General features: G+C 64.3%; 15 protein-coding genes. 11 read left to right on the forward strand and 4 right to left on the reverse strand.

Translation table 11 applies throughout. The features are described 5' to 3' along the window. The first annotated feature begins 61 nt into the window (after positions 1-61). From ABQM86_RS07650 to ABQM86_RS07665, 4 genes are read left to right on the forward strand one after another with little or no spacing between them, the layout of a single operon-like run. Entirely contained in the window at positions 62-541 is a 480-nt protein-coding gene (locus ABQM86_RS07650; protein ID WP_369746319.1) for a hypothetical protein, read from the forward strand. Positions 542-583: 42 nt separating this feature from the next. Next, positions 584-2,878 (forward strand): NAD-dependent DNA ligase LigA, encoded by a 2,295-nt coding sequence (ligA, locus tag ABQM86_RS07655; protein ID WP_369746320.1) that lies wholly within the window; start codon positions 584-586, stop codon positions 2,876-2,878. After that, positions 2,875-3,699, forward strand: a complete 825-nt coding sequence (locus ABQM86_RS07660; RefSeq protein ID WP_369746321.1) for an inositol monophosphatase — start codon at positions 2,875-2,877, stop codon at positions 3,697-3,699. Before ligA ends, ABQM86_RS07660 begins: the two co-directional genes overlap by 4 nt. Positions 3,700-3,709: 10 nt before the next feature. Beyond that, positions 3,710-4,918, forward strand: coding sequence for an AAA family ATPase (locus ABQM86_RS07665; RefSeq protein ID WP_369746322.1), 1,209 nt, complete (start codon positions 3,710-3,712; stop codon positions 4,916-4,918). A gap of 28 nt (positions 4,919-4,946) precedes the next feature. Here ABQM86_RS07665 and ABQM86_RS07670 read toward each other — a convergent pair whose 3' ends face one another. Further along, positions 4,947-6,314: an LLM class flavin-dependent oxidoreductase gene (locus tag ABQM86_RS07670; RefSeq protein WP_369746323.1), complete on the reverse strand. Its 1,368-nt coding sequence runs from the start codon at positions 6,312-6,314 to the stop codon at positions 4,947-4,949. Positions 6,315-6,610: 296 nt separating this feature from the next. Between ABQM86_RS07670 and ABQM86_RS07675 the strand changes: the two genes are divergently transcribed. After that, positions 6,611-7,123 (forward strand): GNAT family N-acetyltransferase, encoded by a 513-nt coding sequence (locus ABQM86_RS07675; RefSeq protein ID WP_207596913.1) that lies wholly within the window; start codon positions 6,611-6,613, stop codon positions 7,121-7,123. A 56-nt stretch (positions 7,124-7,179) separates the two neighbouring features. Next, entirely contained in the window at positions 7,180-7,560 is a 381-nt protein-coding gene (locus ABQM86_RS07680; RefSeq protein WP_369746324.1) for a RidA family protein, read from the forward strand. A gap of 70 nt (positions 7,561-7,630) precedes the next feature. On the opposite strand, the gene ABQM86_RS07685 is transcribed toward ABQM86_RS07680, so the two are convergent. Further along, positions 7,631-8,290, reverse strand: coding sequence for a response regulator (locus ABQM86_RS07685; protein ID WP_280627589.1), 660 nt, complete (start codon positions 8,288-8,290; stop codon positions 7,631-7,633). Beyond that, on the reverse strand, positions 8,283-9,983 hold the full coding sequence (locus ABQM86_RS07690) for an ATP-binding protein (RefSeq protein WP_337339609.1): 1,701 nt from the start codon (positions 9,981-9,983) through the stop codon (positions 8,283-8,285). The genes ABQM86_RS07685 and ABQM86_RS07690 overlap by 8 nt, the downstream gene beginning before the upstream one ends. Before the next feature lie 156 nt (positions 9,984-10,139). Here ABQM86_RS07690 and ABQM86_RS07695 point away from each other — a divergent pair, with 156 nt between their 5' ends. The 5 genes from ABQM86_RS07695 to ABQM86_RS07715 all read left to right on the forward strand — a co-directional run bounded on the left by ABQM86_RS07695 (position 10,140) and on the right by ABQM86_RS07715 (position 15,883). Continuing rightward, complete coding sequence (locus tag ABQM86_RS07695) at positions 10,140-11,642, forward strand: CitMHS family transporter (RefSeq protein WP_369746325.1); 1,503 nt, start codon at positions 10,140-10,142, stop codon at positions 11,640-11,642. A 238-nt stretch (positions 11,643-11,880) separates the two neighbouring features. Continuing rightward, positions 11,881-12,177, forward strand: coding sequence for an Asp-tRNA(Asn)/Glu-tRNA(Gln) amidotransferase subunit GatC (gene gatC, locus ABQM86_RS07700; RefSeq protein ID WP_017199363.1), 297 nt, complete (start codon positions 11,881-11,883; stop codon positions 12,175-12,177). Between the two features lie 5 nt (positions 12,178-12,182). Further along, a complete protein-coding gene (gatA, locus tag ABQM86_RS07705; protein WP_369746326.1) occupies positions 12,183-13,745 on the forward strand; it encodes an Asp-tRNA(Asn)/Glu-tRNA(Gln) amidotransferase subunit GatA in 1,563 nt (520 codons plus the stop codon). Beyond that, entirely contained in the window at positions 13,745-15,253 is a 1,509-nt protein-coding gene (gatB, locus tag ABQM86_RS07710) for an Asp-tRNA(Asn)/Glu-tRNA(Gln) amidotransferase subunit GatB (protein ID WP_369746327.1), read from the forward strand. Before gatA ends, gatB begins: the two co-directional genes overlap by 1 nt. A gap of 75 nt (positions 15,254-15,328) precedes the next feature. Continuing rightward, positions 15,329-15,883 (forward strand): hypothetical protein, encoded by a 555-nt coding sequence (locus ABQM86_RS07715; RefSeq protein WP_369746328.1) that lies wholly within the window; start codon positions 15,329-15,331, stop codon positions 15,881-15,883. Here the strand turns inward: ABQM86_RS07715 and ABQM86_RS07720 are convergent, their stop codons facing one another. Beyond that, on the reverse strand, positions 15,884-16,879 hold the full coding sequence (locus ABQM86_RS07720; RefSeq protein ID WP_369746647.1) for a formylglycine-generating enzyme family protein: 996 nt from the start codon (positions 16,877-16,879) through the stop codon (positions 15,884-15,886). It abuts the gene before it with no gap. Between the last annotated feature and the right edge of the window lie 290 nt (positions 16,880-17,169).

Here is a 17,169-nt window from a genome sequence, read left to right on the forward strand (position 1 = left end):
CCACGCTGCTCCATGCGACGGGAAGTTATCCTGCGCGCCCAGTGAGGGAGTCCAAGACCCCTTGCCGACGCAGCCTGCGCTGGCCCCGGAACCGGACAAGAGGCCCACGCCCAAACCGGAACCGACCCGTGTCCGCGAGACACAGAAGGCACCTGCACCTGCACCAGCCGCTCCCGAGCCGCCTGTCCAGGCACCACAGCCCGTAGTGACGCAGTTCGTTACCGTGGCACCCCGGGTGACCAGTCCGGCGTCGGGCCCGTCCGAACCCGCGCCCACGCCCGAGGCGACCGTGGCGTCTGCAACGCCGTCGGCCTCGCCTTCTGCGACACCCAGCTCAGCCAGCCCCAGCCCGTCCAAGTCGTCCAACTGGAACACCCCCGTGGACAAGGGCAAGGAGACGCAGGCCGCCGCCATGGCCACCACGTCCATCTCCGGCCCCAATGTGCTGGGCCTCTTCGGCATCCTGGGTGCCGTTCTCCTGGTGGGCCTGGGCGGCCTGGCGTTCGCCCTGTGGAGCAAGAACCGGCTCTCTTCGCACTAGCCGCGCCGCAAAAATGTCGTTGGCTTGCGGCAAGATAGACGTGTGAGCACACCAGAAACTGCGAATCCGGTAGAAACCACAGGTGAACAGGCGGCTGCAACCGTCGTGGAAGCAGAGGGGACCCCACCTTCGGAGTCCTTGCGCGATGAGTACGAGCAACTGGCCGATCTCGTCCGCAAATACCGGTATGCCTATTACCAGGAAGACTCACCTACGGTATCCGACGCCGAGTTTGATGAACTGTACCGGCGCCTGGAGGAGATGGAAGCCCTCCACCCGGAGCTTGTCTCGAACGATTCCCCCACGCAGGAAGTGGGCGGCGAGGTCTCCTCGGCATTCGCTGCCGTGGAGCACCTGCAACGCATGTACAGCCTGGATGACGTTTTCTCCCTGGACGAGCTTGAGGCCTGGGTGCGGAAGGCGGAAGCTTCGGTGGCCAAGCTCGGAGACTCCGTTCCGCCCATTGCCTGGCTGACAGAGTTGAAGATCGACGGCCTCGCTGTAAACCTCCTCTACCGCGACGGCAAGCTCGTCCGTGCGGCCACGCGCGGCGATGGCACAACTGGTGAAGACATCACCCACAACGTCCTGACCATCAAGGAAATCCCACGCGAACTCACCGGATCCGGGTATCCCTCTGAAGTCGAAATCAGGGGTGAGGTATTTATCCCCTCCAAGGCCTTCGTCGAGTTCAACGAAACCCTCGTCGCCGCCGGCAAAGCACCGCTCGCCAACCCGCGCAATGCTGCCGCTGGCTCGCTGCGACAAAAGGATCCTGCGGAAACCGCCAAGCGGCCCCTGAGCATGTACGTCCACGGCATCGGCGCCCGCGAAGGATTGGAAGCCAAGAGCCAGTCCGAAACGTACAAGCTTCTTGAAGCATGGGGGCTGCCCACCAGCCCGTACCTCAAGGTTCTGGACTCGTTTGACGAGGTCCTCGAGTTCATCGGGCATTACGGCGAGCACCGGCACGACCTCGCACATGAAATCGACGGCATTGTGGTCAAGATCGACGACTTCGCCACCCAACGCGCCCTCGGCTACACCTCCCGCGTTCCGAGGTGGGCTGCTGCGTACAAATACCCGCCGGAAGAAGTCCACACCAAGCTCCTGGACATTGCCGTCAACGTAGGCCGTACCGGCCGGGTGACTCCGTTCGGTTTGATGGAACCCGTGAAGGTGGCCGGCTCCACGGTGGGCATGGCGACGCTGCACAACCAGGACGTGGTCAAGGCCAAGGGTGTCATGATCGGCGACGTCGTGATCCTTCGAAAAGCCGGCGATGTCATCCCCGAAATCGTGGGCCCTGTACTGGCCCTGCGTGACAAACAGGATCCACCGGTCCGGGAATTCGTGATGCCCACCGAATGCCCGTCGTGCGGCACCCCGCTTGCGCCGGCGAAGGACGGCGACGTCGACATCCGTTGCCCCAATGCGAAGTCGTGCCCGTCGCAACTGCGTGAGCGCGTGTTCCACCTCGCGGGCCGTGGCGCGTTCGATATTGAAGCTCTGGGGTGGGAAGCTGCCATTGCCCTCACGCAGCCGGCGGAGCCAGAGACTCCACCGCTGACCAGTGAAGCGGGACTGTTCAGCCTCACTCGCGAGGACCTGGCAGATGTCCTGATCCGCAGGGAGAAGCGTTCCAAGGGTGTGGGCACGGGCGAGTATGAGCTGGTTCCGTACTTCTATACCAAGGGCACGGCCAAGTCCCCCTCCAAGCCAACGGCCACCACCGAGAAACTGTTTGTGGAGTTGGAGAAAGCCAAGAAGCAGCCGCTCTGGCGTGTTTTGGTGGCGCTCTCCATCAGGCATGTGGGCCCCACCGCTTCGCGTGCTCTGGCTACCGCCTTCGGCAGCATGGACGCCATCCGGAACGCCACGGAGGAGCAAATGGCCCATGTGGATGGTGTGGGCCCCACCATTGCAGTGGCACTCCAAGAGTGGTTCGCCGTGGACTGGCACAATGAGATCGTGGACAGCTGGGCAGCGGCCGGTGTGCGGATGGAAGACGAGCGGGACACGTCCGTGCCGCGCACCCTTGAAGGGCTCACCATCGTTGTTACCGGTACTTTGCCCAACTTCAGCCGGGACGAAGCCAAGGAAGCCATCATCATTCGTGGCGGGAAGGCGTCTGGTTCCGTTTCCAAGAAGACCAGCTACCTGGTGGCCGGCGAAAGCGCCGGCACCAAGCTGGACAAGGCGGAGCAGCTCGGTGTTCCCGTGCTGGACGAAGATGGTTTCCGTCAGCTGCTTGCCAACGGGCCCGCGGCTGCGGCAGACGAGCCTGCGGACAACGAAACGGCGCAGGACGACGCCACGGAAGCAGTCTCCGAATGACGGACGTGAACGGGCTCCTGGCAGTAGCCAAACGTGCCGCTGCGGCGGGTGCTGCTGTGCTCGCGCAGCGGTCCGTCAGCGGCACAGGCGGCGATGGCCTCGAAACCACCAACAAGGGTGAGGACGGCGACTGGGTCACGGCCTTTGATGTCGCGGCTGAGAATGCCGTCCGCGAAGCCATCCTTGCAGAGCGGCCCCACGACACCATCACTGGCGAGGAGCACGGCACCACCAGGCCGGACATGCCTTCCGGATACCGCTGGTCCATTGACCCCTTGGACGGGACCACCAACTTCATCCGAAACATCGCCTACTACGCCACCTCTGTGGCCGTAGCCGATTCCGACGGCGTATGGCTGGCCGGGGTGGTCCACGCACCTGCCCTGGGTCGCGTCTACTCGGCCGCCCGTGGACAAGGAGCCTGGTTGGAGGTCGGTGGAGAGACCACCCGCTTGGCAGGTCCTGTCCAGGGACGAAGGGGACTCATCCTGGCTACGGGATTCAGCTACGATCCCGCTACCCGCGCAGACCAGTCGGCCGGCCTCGCTGAGCTTATGGACGGTTTTGCCGACGTCCGGCGCCTGGGTTCTGCGGCCTTGGATCTCTGTTTGGTCGCCGACGGTACTTTTGACGCTTACGGCGAGCGTGGCCTGAACGAGCACGATTTCTCTGCCGGTGCGCTGATCGCCGAAGAGGCGGGCTGCTGGGTGCGCAGACCACGGTTGGAGAGCCCTTTGAACGGTGGGCCAAGCACCGAAGACCGTCTGGCGGCCTGGATGTGCGCCGGCGCCTTGGAACTGTCCGGCAAGTTTCCTTTGTGACCACCAATCCGTGATCAAAACCCTCGCCATCGCCAACTACCGATCCATCCGGGACCTCGCCATGGAGTTGCATGGCCTGGACATCGTGACCGGTGCCAACGGCAGCGGAAAGTCCTCGCTGTACCGGGCGCTTCGGCTGTTGGCAGAGTGTGCCGGGGGCGACTCCGGCAACGTGGTGGGTTCGCTTGCCCGCGACGGCGGTTTGCCCTCCACACTGTGGGCAGGCCCGGAGTCCATCAGCAAGGCCATGCGCAGTGGTGACGTGCCTGTCCAGGGAACGGTACGGCGTGAGTCCGTAAGCCTGAAGCTGGGTTACTCCGGGGACGATTTTGGATACTTGGTGGACCTGGGGATGCCAACGCCCGGCGGTGCCGGATTCGACCAGGAAACCGGCAGGCCCCGGCCCTCCGCCTTCAGCTTGGATCCCGAAATAAAACGGGAGCAGATCTTCTCCGGCCCTGTAGCACGGCCAGGCTCACTGTTGGTCGACCGGAAGGGAAGCCTGGCCAAGCTGCGCGGACCCGGCAGCGAGTGGACAGAGTTATCCAGGCGGCTGGACACTTTCCAGAGCATGCTGACGGAGGTTTCGGACCAGGACAGGGCGCCGGAGGTTCTGCGGGTTCGTGATTCGGTCCGTTCATGGCGGTTCTACGATCACTTCCGCACGGATGCCGACGCTCCCGCCCGCCAGGCGCAGCTCGGAACCCGCACACCCGTGCTTCATCACAGCGGCAAGGATCTTGCGGCTGCTCTGCAAACACTGCGCGAGGTGGGCTTCGAGCGGCAGTTGGATGCCGCCGTCGGCCATGCCTTTCCCGGAAGCCGCCTGGAGATTGCCGTCAACGACGGCCGGTTCAGCGTGGAACTCAGTCAGCCCGGCATGTTGCGGCCCATGAAGGCCGCAGAGCTCTCGGACGGAACCCTGCGGTTCCTGTTGCTGACCGCGGCGTTGCTGACCCCGCGGCCCCCCGAGCTCATGGTCCTCAACGAACCCGAGACCAGCCTCCACGTTGACCTGATGCCGGCACTGGCCGGACTGATTGTCCAGGCCAGTGCCAACAGCCAGATGATCGTGGTAACCCACTCGGAAGCGTTGCTCAAGGCGCTGCGCGAGAGCGGTGCCGCCCACGAGCATGAGCTCTACAAGGACCTCGGCGAGACCCGGATCAAGGGTCTGGGATCGCTGGAAGGTCCCTCGTGGAGCTGGCCCAAGCGCTGAGGGCCGCCCGCGTGACGCGGCATGGGTCCTAGAACGCTGATCCGATGGACGTGAGCTGCTGCGCCGCGGAGCCTGCGAAGCGGTTCTCCGGCCGGGCCAGTCCGTAGTGTCCGCGGAGCGTGGACTCGGTGTACTCCGTACGGAACAGCCCGCGCTGCTGGAGGATCGGTACTACGTGGTCCACGAACACCTCCAGTCCTGAGGGGAGGACCGGCGGCATGATGTTGAAGCCATCCGCGGCGCCGGCAAAGAACCAGTCCTGGATGGCGTCAGCAACCTGTTCAGGTGTTCCGGAGAAGGTACGGTGCCCGCGTCCTCCACCCAGCCGGCCGATCAGCTGGCGAACAGTGAGCTGCTCCCGGCGGGCCAGCTCCACGATCAGCGTGTAGCGGCTCTTGGCACCCTCAATGTCGTCCTCGGACGGCAGGTCTGCAGGGAGTTGGCGGTCCAAGGGGAGGTCCTCAGGCTTCAGGCGCAACGTCTTGGCCAGTTGCTCCCGGGCGTATTCGGGCTTGATGAGCTCGTCCAGTTCACGCTCAAGCTTGAGGGCTTCGGCTTCAGTGGATCCGATGACCGGGACGATCCCCGGCAGGATCTTGATGCCTTCCGGGTCGCGGCCCACCGCTGCGGTGCGTGACTTCAGGTCAGAGTAGAAGGCTTGGGCGTCGGCCAGGGTTTGGTGGGCGGTGAAGACGGCTTCGGCATACTGCGACGCCAGCTTCTTGCCGTCTTCGGAAGAGCCGGCCTGGACGATCAGCGGGTGGCCCTGGGGTGAACGGGGAACATTGAGGGGGCCACGAACGCGGAAGTGTTTCCCCTCGTGCTCGATGACCCGGATCTTGTTGTCATCGCCCCAGACGCCCTCGGCCTTGTCCGCGAGGATGGCGTCATCTTCCCAGCTGTCCCAGAGTTTCTGTGCCACCTCGATGAATTCAGCGGCCCGCTCGTACCGGACGGCATGGGCCGGCTGGTCATCCACACCGAAGTTGCGCGCGGCGTCCGGTCCCGCCGTCGTGACGACGTTCCAGCCTGCACGTCCACCACTGACCCAGTCCACCGAAGCGAAACGGCGCGCAAGGTTGAAGGGGTCGTTGTAGGTGGTGGAGGCGGTCGCGATCAGGCCGATCCTTTGTGTTGCGGCAGCGATGGCCGTCAGCAGCACGGTTGGTTCCAGTTTTCCGGCAGGACGGCGGCCCACCTCGCCAAAGAGGACGGGGGAGTCAGCGAAGAAGATGGAATCGAGCTTTCCGCGTTCGGCCGTGCGGGCCAGGTGCTGGTAGTGCTCCACTTTGGTAGAGGCAAGGGGGTCGCTTTCGGGCAGGCGCCATGATGCTTCGTGGTGCCCTGTGCTCATCAGGAACGCGTTGAGGTGCAATGTGCGGTCTGGCGGGGTCATGGTTTCTCCTCGGGTCAGGACAGTTGGGGCCGGTGTGTGGCAACTCAAGCACGGGTCCAAAGCCCTCCGCCAGCGTTTCGACATGTCCCCGCAACAGCACGAAACCGGGGTTCACGGCAGGCAACGCGGCTCCATCCGACGCCACGGGAGGCAACACAAAAGCAGCCCAGCAGTTGTCCACCCGATCAACAAAGCACGGGCCGCCGTCGTCGTGCGTTCCGTTCGTGACTGATAGCTCCATCACGGAAAGGCCCTTTTGGCGTCTTTGGTGCGACCGGGACGACTACCATTGGTAGGTGCTTTCGCCGATTACCGTCCGTCCCGCCCTGCCCGAAGACTACGACGCCGTTGCCCGCATTACGCAGGACTCCTACGTCACTGCGGGGTACTACGGCGACGCCGACCACCCGTACCTGCAGAAGCTCCAGGATGTGGCAGGCCGTGCAGAGCACGCCGACATCCTTGTGGCAGAGCGCAACGGCGAGGTGATCGGTTCGGTCACCGCGGCTCCTGCGGGCGGCGGCTTCTCGGACATCGGCCTGGAGGATGAGCTGGAACTGCGGACCCTCGTGGTGGATCCGGCTGTGCAGCGCTCCGGCGCCGGCCGCGCCCTGGTGCAGGCCGTCGTCGATCAGGCCAAGGCCATGGACGGCATCAAGGCCGTTTCGCTGACCACCGGCGCGACGTGGGAAAGTGCCAACGCCCTGTATGCACGCACCGGCTTTGACCGCGCGCCGCACCGCGACTGGTTCGTTCCCGGCACCGACATAAAGCTGTTCGTTTACCGGCTGGACCTCCCGCAGTCATAAAGTTTCCTTCGTAAACGCCGGTCACCGGACCGTGCGAAACGACAGGAAGGCGCGCCATGCGCAAGACATTCGGCACGGGTTCGGTCTGGGAGCAGACCCTTGGATACTCCCGCGCAGTCCAGGTGGACAACACCCTCTTCATTTCTGCGACGGCAGCCAGTGGGCCCGATGGCATTGTTGGCGAAGACTTCTACTCGCAGACCAAGTACATCCTGGAGAAGCTCGGCGCCGTTCTCGAAGATGCCGGGTTCTCCTACGAGGACGTTGTGCAGTCCAAGCTGTACCTGACGGACATCAGCAAGTGGGAAGATGCCGGCCGTGCGCACGGTGAGGTCTTCGGCGAGATCCGCCCCACGCTTGCCCTGGTCCACGTCCTGCCGTTCCTCGATCCCGGGATGCTGGTGGAGATCGAGCTCGTGGCGCAGAAGAGCGCGTAACGCACCCAACTGAGTCGCATTAGTGGTTGTTCTGAGCGCTCAGAACAACCACTAATGCCAGTTGGTTGGGCTAGCTCGGGATGCCGTAGCGGTGTTCCGGCCGACCCGTGGTCCCGTAGCGCAGTTGGATTTCGACGGCGCCATCGTCCGCGAGCGAGGACAGGTACCGTTGCGCCGTGGCCCGGGAAACGCCAACGCGTTCCGCCACCTCGGCAGCTGAATACTGCTCACCAGGGATCAACGATTCCAGGACCGCCGCTTCGGTCGCCGAGCGGGGTTTGGCGGCCGGCGTGACGTCACCGGGAATCAGGGAGCGCTTTGCGCGTTCAATGGTGGTCTGGTCCACGGCGCTCTGCTGGCCCAAAATCCTCCGGTACCTGGCGTAGGACCGGAGTTGCTGGGACAGGGACTCGGCCGTGAAGGGTTTGAGCATGTACCCCAGCGCGCCGCGACGCAGGGCAACCTTGATGGACTGCGCATCCGAGGCGGCGGTGAGCATCACGGCGTCGACGTCCAACTGGCCCAGCAGGTCCAAGCCGGAGCCATCCGGCAGGTAAACGTCCAGCAGCACCAGGTCCGGGCGGAGGCTGTGGATCGCCTGCAGCGCTTGGGACACGGAGCCCGCCGGCGCCAAAGCCATGAAGCCGGCCACGGAATCCACATAGGCAGCGTGGAGCCTTGCCACGTGGAAGTCGTCATCCACGATCAGCACCCTCAAATCCTCAGCCACTGCTGTCCTCCCTCAAGGTAGAGTCGGCACCTGCATCCACAGTGCCGGAAAAGTCCATGACACCGGGGATGGTTGCCATGAACACCGCCCCCGGACCGCCATGGCTGCCGGGCTCCAGAACGCGGACGTCGCCGCCGCGCCTTCGCGCCAGCTGCCGCACCAACGCCAACCCCAAACCTTGTCCAGCCCCCGAGCGTACCGGTTGTTCCGACGTCGTAAATCCTTCTGCGAAGACCTCTTCGGGTTCAAGGCTCCCCAAACCATCGCCCGAGTCTCCCACCACGATATGCAAGGTGCCGCCCGTTGTGGTGGCGTCGTCCAGCAGTTCAACCTCCACCCAGCGGTCCGCGGCGGACCCGGCGACGGCGGCACTCACCGCGTTGTCGATCAGGTTGCCGAGCACCGTGGTCACGTCCTGGGGATCGGCCACGTGCCCACGGACCAATGTTTCGGGCCCGACGCGGAGGGCCACGCCGCGCTCCGAAGCCTCCACGCCCTTGGCGCCAACGAACGCCTGCAAGTACGGGTCCTGCAGGAGTTCAGCCTGCTCCACCGGGAACTTCAACGGGCCCGTTGCGGAGATCCGGGCCAAGTATGCCTTGGCCGATTCGTACTGGCCGATGCTCATGAAACCCGCGATCGTGTGGAGCTGGTTGGCGAACTCGTGGCGCTGGGCGCGGAGGGCTGTGGACATGGTACCCACGGCGTCGAGTTGGCGGGTGAGTTGCTGCAATTCCGTACGGTCACGCAGCATGACCACCCAGCCAAGGTCCTCCTTGCGATGCCAGGCCTTGCGTGCACTCACCACCAGAACGCGCCCACCTGCAACAATCTCCACGGCCTCCGCATCACGTGCCGCGGGCTGCGTGAGCTGTTTGAGTTGCTCGGGAACGGCGGCGGACGCCCAGTCCTGCCCGGTGGCATCGGGCATGTCCAGGAGCCTGGCGGCTGCTGCGTTGAACACGGAGATGCGCCCGTCCGCCGCGATACCGATCACGCCGTCATCCACGCCTTGGAGTACCGCTACCTGGTCGTGGACGAGGGTGCTGATTTCTTCGGGCTCAAGACCGAGGGTGAGCCGCTGCAGCCTGCGGCGGAGCAAGAACGACGCCAGGACGCCGGCAAGCAATGCTCCGCCAGCAGTGAGGGCAATGGGTACGATGTCGCGGGCCAGGCTGTTGCCAAGAGACTCCACGGAGTAGCCCACGCTGACTTCGCCCACGATTGCGCCGGGCGTTTCCGGCGAGTACACCGGCACCTTGGCGCCGGCCGATGGTCCCAACGTTCCGGTGTTGCGGGTAGTGATTTCCTCACCGCCCAATGCCACCGAGGGGTCCGTGCTGACGCGTTCACCCAGCCGCGCCGTCTCCGGGTGGGCCAGCCTGAGGCCGGTTTCGTCCGTGATAACCACGAACAAGGCGCCGGTGCGCGCCCGTACCGCCTCGGCAGCTTCTTGCAGCGGCCCGACGGCGAGTACTTCCGAGGGAGGCGTTCCCTCTTCCCTGCTGATGAGCTGCACGTTGGTCCTGATATCCGGATCCGCCGCGACCGTCCTGGCAAGGGTGAGGGCTTGGTTCTCGGCTTCGGTGCCGATCCGTTCGTACACCAGCCAGGCATGGACTGTTCCGCTGAGCAGGACCACCAGCAGGACAACCCCCAGTTGGAGGAGGAGGGTCTGGGTGGAAAACCGCATGATCCATTGAATCACTGAGCACAATGCGCAAAACGTTCGCAACGAGCAGTATTCCCAACAATTCCCGGAAACCCCCCGCCGTGATCGGCGCCACCATATCGTCTGTAGTGCGCATCACACCGACGTGGCGCCATTCACAGTAGTAAGGAGCCGGCCGTGCTGGTTTTGCTTGGATTCGCAATGATTGCGGTATTCATGGTCCTGATCATGACCAAAAAATTGACGCCAGTACTGGCGCTGATCATCGTCCCCACCGTCTTCGGCCTTTTCGCCGGGGCGGGCCTCGGCATTGGCGACATGGTGATGGACTCGATGAAGTCCATGACATCCACGGCCGCGCTCCTCATGTTCGCCATCATCTACTTCGGCCTGATGATCGACGTCGGACTGTTCGACCCCCTGGTGAAGTTCATCCTGCGCAAGCTGGGCAACGACCCCGCCAAGGTTGTCCTCGGCACCGCGATCCTCGCCGCAGCAGTCTCACTGGACGGGGACGGCTCCACCACCTTCATCCTCACTACTGCCGCCATGCTCCCGGTGTACCTGCGGCTCAAGATGAGCCCCGTGGTCCTCACCTGCGTGGCGGGCCTGGCCAACGGCACCATGAACATCCTGCCGTGGGGCGGGCCCACCGCCCGCGCTGCGACCGCCCTGAACCTTGATGTCAACGACGTCTTCGTCCCCATGGTTCCGTCCCTCATCGTTGGCCTCATCGTTGTCCTGGTCTTCGCCTGGCTGCTGGGCCTGCAGGAACGCAACCGCCTCCGCACCACTGCGCCCGAAATTTGGGACGACGTCGCCGATCCTTCTGAAGCGTTCGACGGCGGCGCCGGCCGCGGCGGTTCCGTCGCCGCAGGTTCGGGCCTGGGTGCAGGCTTCGGCGCCGGCCGTTTCGGATTTGGCCGCAACGGTTCAACCGCAGGTAAGCCGGGAACCGGCGGAGGTTCCGGCGTCGCGGTCCTCGAAGACCCTGCCACGCTGGTGGACGATCACGACACCGCCATGGCGGACACCGCGCTGGACCCCAACCGCTCCACCCTGCGTCCCAAGCTGTTCTGGTTCAACCTGGGCTTGACCGTCGCCGTGATGGTGGTCCTGGTGGCCAACATCGTTCCGCTGCCGTTCGTGTTCATGGTGGGATCCGCGATCGCCCTGCTGGTCAACTTTCCCAAGGTCAAAGACCAAGGCGCCCAGCTGATCGCCCACGCACCGTCCATCGTCGCCGTCGTCAGCATGGTCATGGCCGCCGCCGTCCTCACAGGCGTCCTCAACGGCACCGGCATGGTCAAGGCTATGTCCGAGTGGCTGGTCCAGATCATCCCCGCGGACATGGGTCCGTTCATGGCGATCATCACCGGACTGCTCAGCATCCCCATGACCTTCTTCATGAGCAATGACGCCTTCTACTTCGGTGTCCTTCCGGTCCTCTCCGAAACGGCCGCGCACTATGGCGTCGATGCAGTGGACATGGCCCGTGCCTCCATCACCGGGCAGCCCTTCCACCTGCAGAGCCCCTTGGTACCGGCTATCCTCCTCCTGGTGTCCCTCGCCAAGGTAGACCTGGGTGACCACCACAAGAAGGTCCTCTGGCGCACGGCAGTGGTCTCAGTCGTCATGCTGGCAGTCGGAGTCCTGACCGGAGCCATCGGCATCGGCTGACCCGCTGTTCCCAGCGCAACCGTCTGCACCTGAGGTGCAAGACCGGGCCAGACATCCTCCGCGTGCTGCTCCTTCGTCGCTTTGACGCACGCATCCGGATGCCTGGCCCGGTCTGCGTAGGAGGCCCACCGGCCGAAGGCGACAACCCCCACCGAGCGGGCCGCAGCCCGCGTACGGCGGCGCACCCAAGCCAAGTAGACTGGTTCCGAAAACCATTTGAACTTTGCAGGGGAGATCCATGGCTGCGATCAACCGTGACGACGTCGCGCATCTTGCGCGTCTGGCTCACATTGAAATGAGTGCCGAAGAACTGGACAGGATGGCTGTTGAGCTTGCTGTCATCGTGGATTCGGTGAAGAGCGTGAGCGAAGCTGCGGGGGAGGATGTCCCGGCGACGTCGCACCCGATTCCGTTGACCAATGTGTTCCGTGAGGACGTTGTGGGCCACACGTTCACGGCTGAGCAGGCATTGTCCGGCGCTCCGGATGCTTACGAGAACCGTTTCAAGGTCCCGGCAATCCTGGATGAGGACTAATCACTATGACTGAATCGAAGAACGAGCTCTTCCGCCACTCCGCTGCCGATCTCGCTGCGAAGCTGGCTGCCCGTGAGGTGACCGCCGTCGAGGTGACGCAGGCGCACCTTGACCGCATCGCCCTTGTTGATGGCGGAGCCGACGGTATCCACGCATTTTTGCACGTTAACACCGAAGAGGCTTTGGCTGTCGCAGCCGAGGTTGACGCCGCCCGTGCCGCCGGCGGTGCCGCTGCCGCGGAGCTGCACGCCCTCGCTGGTGTGCCGATTGCCGTCAAGGACCTCATCGTCACGATTGGCCAGCCGACGACGGCTGGTTCGAAGATCCTCGAGGGTTGGCACAGCCCGTATGACGCCACCGTGGTGAAGAAGCTGCGAGCGGCGAAGATGCCCATCCTGGGTAAGACCAACCTGGATGAATTCGCCATGGGTTCCTCCACGGAGCACTCGGCGTACGGCCCCACCCGCAACCCGTGGGACCTGGACCGCATTCCCGGCGGTTCGGGCGGTGGCTCCGCGGCCGCCGTCGCCGCTTTCGAAGCGCCGCTGGCGCTCGGCACCGATACTGGTGGCTCGATCCGCCAGCCGGGTGCCGTCACCGGAACTGTGGGCGTGAAGCCGACGTACGGTGCTGTTTCCCGTTATGGTGCCATTGCCATGGCGTCATCCCTGGACCAGATTGGCCCGGTTTCCCGTACGGTCCTGGACTCGGCGTTGCTGCAGGAAGTCATCGGCGGCCACGACCCCTTTGACTCCACGTCGCTGACCGATCCGTTCAACGATCTTGTTGCTGCTGCCCGCGTGGGCAATGTTGCGGGCATGAAGATCGGCATCGTCAAGGAACTTCACGGCGAGGGCTACCAGGCAGGCGTCGAGAACCGGTTCAACGAGTCCCTTCAGCTGCTGAAGGATGCCGGTGCTGAAATCGTTGAGGTTTCCTGCCCCAACCTGAAGTACGCCCTGGGCGCTTACTACCTGATCATGCCGTCCGAGGTGTCCAGCAACCTGGCCAAGTTCGACGGTGTCCGCTTCGGCATGCGAGTGCTGCCCAAGGATGGTCCGATGACCATCGAGCGCGTCATGGGGGCTACCCGTGCCGCAGGCTTCGGTGACGAAGTGAAGCGCCGTATCATCCTCGGCACTTACGCTTTGAGCGCCGGTTACTACGACGCGTACTACGGCTCCGCACAGAAGGTCCGTACGCTGATCCAGCGTGACTTCGACGCAGCTTTTGCGAAGGCCGATGTCCTGATCTCGCCCACGGCGCCCACCACGGCGTTCAAGCTGGGGGAGAAGCTGGATGATCCCCTGGCGATGTACCTGAACGACGTCGCCACCATCCCCGCCAACCTGGCTGGCATCCCGGGGTTGTCCCTGCCGGGTGGCCTGGCTGACGAAGACGGCCTGCCTGTTGGCATCCAGCTGCTGGCTCCTGCCCGCCAGGATGCCCGCCTGTACCGCGTTGGTGCGGTCCTCGAATCCATGCTCGAAGAGAAGTGGGGCGGTCCGATGCTTGCCCAGGCGCCTGCTCTCGGTGCAGTATCCAACACCGCCGGAGGTTCCAACTAATGTCCGTCGACGCAACCCTGAGCTTCGAAGAGGCCATGGAGAAGTACGATCCCGTCCTGGGGTTTGAGGTCCACGTGGAACTCAACACCAAGACCAAGATGTTCTCCTCCGCACCGAATGTCTTCGGAGACGAGCCGAACACCAATGTCAACGAGGTTGACCTGGGCCTGCCCGGCGTCCTGCCGGTGGTGAACAAGACGGCTGTGGAGTCCTCCATCAAGATCGGCCTTGCTTTGAACTGCAAGATCGCCGAGTCCTGCCGCTTCGCCCGGAAGAACTACTTCTACCCGGACACCCCCAAGAACTTCCAGACTTCCCAGTACGACGAACCGATCGCCTACGACGGTTACCTCGACATCGAGCTTGAGGACGGCACGGTCTTCCGCGTGGAGATCGAACGCGCCCACATGGAAGAGGACGCCGGCAAGCTGACCCACATGGGTGGCGCTGCGGGCCGGATCCAGGGCGCCGACTACTCCTTGGTGGACTACAACCGTTCGGGCGTTCCGTTGGTAGAGATCGTCACCAAGCCGATCGAGGGTGCCGGCAGCCGTGCGCCTGAGCTGGCCAAGGCTTACGTCGCCGCAGTCCGCGAGATCGTGAAGAACCTCGGCGTGTCCGATGCCAAGATGGAGCGCGGCAACGTCCGCTGCGACGCCAACGTCTCCCTGCGCCCGCACGGCCGGGAGCGGTTCGGCATCCGTTCGGAAACCAAGAACGTGAACTCGCTGCGCGCCCTCGAGCACGCTGTCCGTTACGAGATCCAGCGGCACGCCGCCGTTCTGGATTCCGGCGAGCCGGTCATCCAGGAGACGCGCCACTGGCACGAGGACACGCGTTCGACGACGTCGGGCCGGCCCAAGTCCGACGCTGACGATTACCGCTATTTCCCGGAGCCGGACCTGGTTCCCGTCGTCGCTTCCCGCGAGTGGGTGGAGGAACTCCGTGCCACCCTTCCCGAGCCGCCGGCCGAGCGCCGCAAGCGCCTCAAGGAAGCCTGGGGCTACTCGGATCTGGAGTTCCGCGATGTAGTCAACGCCGGCGTCATGGATTCCATTGAGGAAACCATCGCCGCCGGTGCGTCCGCCGATGTCGCCCGCAAGTGGTGGATGGGTGAGATCGTGGGCCGCGCCAAGGTTGCCGACGTCGATCCTTCCGAACTCGGTGTCACGCCGCAGGTCATCGTCGAGCTGAACAAGCTGGTCGAGGACGGCAAGATCAACAACAAGATGGCCACCCAGGTCCTGGACGGCGTCCTCGCCGGCGAAGGAACCCCGGCGGAGATCGTGGAGAACCGTGGCCTTGCGGTGGTGTCCGACGACGGTCCCCTTCTGGAAGCCATCGACGCAGCACTGGCAGCACAGCCGGACGTCGCGGAGAAGATCCGAGGCGGCAAGGTCCAAGCGATCGGTGCGATTGTTGGCGGCGTCATGAAGGCCACCCGCGGCCAAGCCGACGCTGGACGAGTCCGTGAACTCATCCTGGAGAGGCTCGGCGTCGAGGGCTGACACCCGTTTTTCCCATCAAAGTAGGCCGCAGTTTTTGCTGCGGCCTACTTTGCTTTTTGGGCGCACAATGGATGCATGGCCACACTCTCACCGGGCCTTCGGAAGGCCCTCCTTGCCGGCGGGATCGCCGTCACCCTGACAGGTGGCGGGGCCGCCGCTGTCTGGGCAGGCACGCAAGCCAGCCCCCCGCCGTCGAGCGCTTTTCCGTCCAACAGCCCTTCCGCGTCCGCGAACGCCAAGTCCACTGAAGGCCGCGGCCAGGCAATTCATGGCGAGCACGTGGTGAAGCAGCGGGACGGGACGTACCGCACGGTGGTTACGCAGACCGGAACCATCGAAGCGGCCAGTGATTCAGAGGTGACCGTGAAGAGCGACGACGGCTTCATACAGCGCTACGCGATCACCGCGGACACCCGGATCTCCATGGTTCCTGCCGTTCCCGGGCCCAGGAACGGCAGGGGTAAGCCATCCCTGCCCACAGCTGCAGCAGCGGACCTCGAGGCCGGCGATACGGTGCGCATCAGCGGTACTCGGGAGGGCGATACGGTGACCGCCACGAGGGTATTGGCAGGCCAACTGCCGGCCGGCCTCAAGGGTGGGCCCGGGCACAAGGGCCACGGCCCCAAATAGTTACGCGGCTACAGTCCTGAAGCCCAGATTGCCGCTGGCTGAGTCCGGGGTGTTCGAGCTCCGCGCTGCCAGGCGATACCGGTTGCAGTAGGACTCGTGGCAGAGGTAGGAGCCACCGCGCATCACCCTGCCCCGGCCGATAGTGGGCCCCTGCGGGTCCTCGACCGTTCCCTGCGCCAGGCAGGTTTTGTAGTACTTGGGCAGGAACCAGTCGCTGCACCATTCCCACACATTCCCGCTGGTTTGGTAGAGCCCGTAACCGTTGGGGCTGAAGGACCTGGCGGGTGCGGTGGTGAGGTAGCCGTCGTCTTCGGTGTTGCGGGACGGGAAATCGCCTTGCCAGATGTTGCAATTGTGTGCGGCGGTGCCTGATGGGTTGTTGTGGAGCTCGTCGCCCCACGGGTATCGCCGTCCCGGCAACCCGCCGCGGGCCGCGTATTCCCATTCGGCTTCCGTCGGCAGTCGTCGGCCGGCCCATTCGCAGTACGCGAGGGCGTCGTTGTGCGACACGTGGGTCACCGGGTGGTCCGGGATGTTTTCCCAGTTCGAGAGGGGCCCGGCCGGGTGCGCCCAGTCGGCGCCGCGGACGTTAAGCCACCACGGGACGTTGTTGACCCGGTTGAGAATGTCATGCGGACTGGCTTTCACGGCGAGGTGGAACACCGCTGATGTACCAAAGATCTCCGACTCGGTGCGGTGGCCGGTGGCGTCGATAAACTGTGCGAACTCCTGGTTGGTCACTGTTGTGGCGCTGATCCGGAATGGTGAGATGGCGACCTCGTGCACCGGTGATTCGCCGTCGCCTTCATAGCCCTCGTTGAAACGATCGCCCATGGTGAACGTCCCGCCGGGGATGTCGACGTCGTTGGTCTGGTGCATATGGTTGGTCCCGGGTGTGCCGCTGGTCGGGTGTCCGCCCACCGCGCGCAGGGGGAGCGCCAGCCCCGGCGTCGAGTGTTCCCGGGCGCCGGCACCCGGGCTGCAGCAGTCTGCCATGTCCACCTTCTGTCTATAAACCAACTGCTTGTACTTTAGCGGGGTCCGGTGGCCTGCCACACGCTCCTTCCCAAACCCCATGGGTGGACCACTTTCCGCCGCGCACTCCGGCGTCACACCCCGACTCCAAGCAAACCCGCGGCCTTCCCGAAGTGACGAAATGTGATTTCTGCACTCAGTTTCGATCATGATCTTGCAAAAAGAGATGCGGGTCACTTATGGTTTGTTAAACGGTTAACGAGCGTGGCTTGGATCACATTGGTGGTTCCGGCTCGGCACTTGAGGAGACA

It is taken from the genome of Paenarthrobacter sp. AMU7 (assembly GCF_041200195.1).
Classification (GTDB): Bacteria; Actinomycetota; Actinomycetes; order Actinomycetales; family Micrococcaceae; genus Arthrobacter.

Excerpts from the sequence above, each read along its gene's own strand:
- ABQM86_RS07660 (WP_369746321.1), top strand. The coding sequence starts at position 2,875 with ATGACGGACGTGAACGGGCTCCTGGCAGTAGCCAAACGTGCCGCTGCG.
- ABQM86_RS07670 (WP_369746323.1), bottom strand. The coding sequence starts at position 6,314 with ATGACCCCGCCAGACCGCACATTGCACCTCAACGCGTTCCTGATGAGC.
- ABQM86_RS07680 (WP_369746324.1), top strand. The coding sequence starts at position 7,180 with ATGCGCAAGACATTCGGCACGGGTTCGGTCTGGGAGCAGACCCTTGGA.
- ABQM86_RS07690 (WP_337339609.1), bottom strand. The coding sequence starts at position 9,983 with ATGCGGTTTTCCACCCAGACCCTCCTCCTCCAACTGGGGGTTGTCCTG.
- gatC (WP_017199363.1), top strand. The coding sequence starts at position 11,881 with ATGGCTGCGATCAACCGTGACGACGTCGCGCATCTTGCGCGTCTGGCT.
- gatA (WP_369746326.1), top strand. The coding sequence starts at position 12,183 with ATGACTGAATCGAAGAACGAGCTCTTCCGCCACTCCGCTGCCGATCTC.
- gatB (WP_369746327.1), top strand. The coding sequence starts at position 13,745 with ATGTCCGTCGACGCAACCCTGAGCTTCGAAGAGGCCATGGAGAAGTAC.
- ABQM86_RS07715 (WP_369746328.1), top strand. The coding sequence starts at position 15,329 with ATGGCCACACTCTCACCGGGCCTTCGGAAGGCCCTCCTTGCCGGCGGG.
- ABQM86_RS07720 (WP_369746647.1), bottom strand. The coding sequence starts at position 16,879 with ATGGCAGACTGCTGCAGCCCGGGTGCCGGCGCCCGGGAACACTCGACG.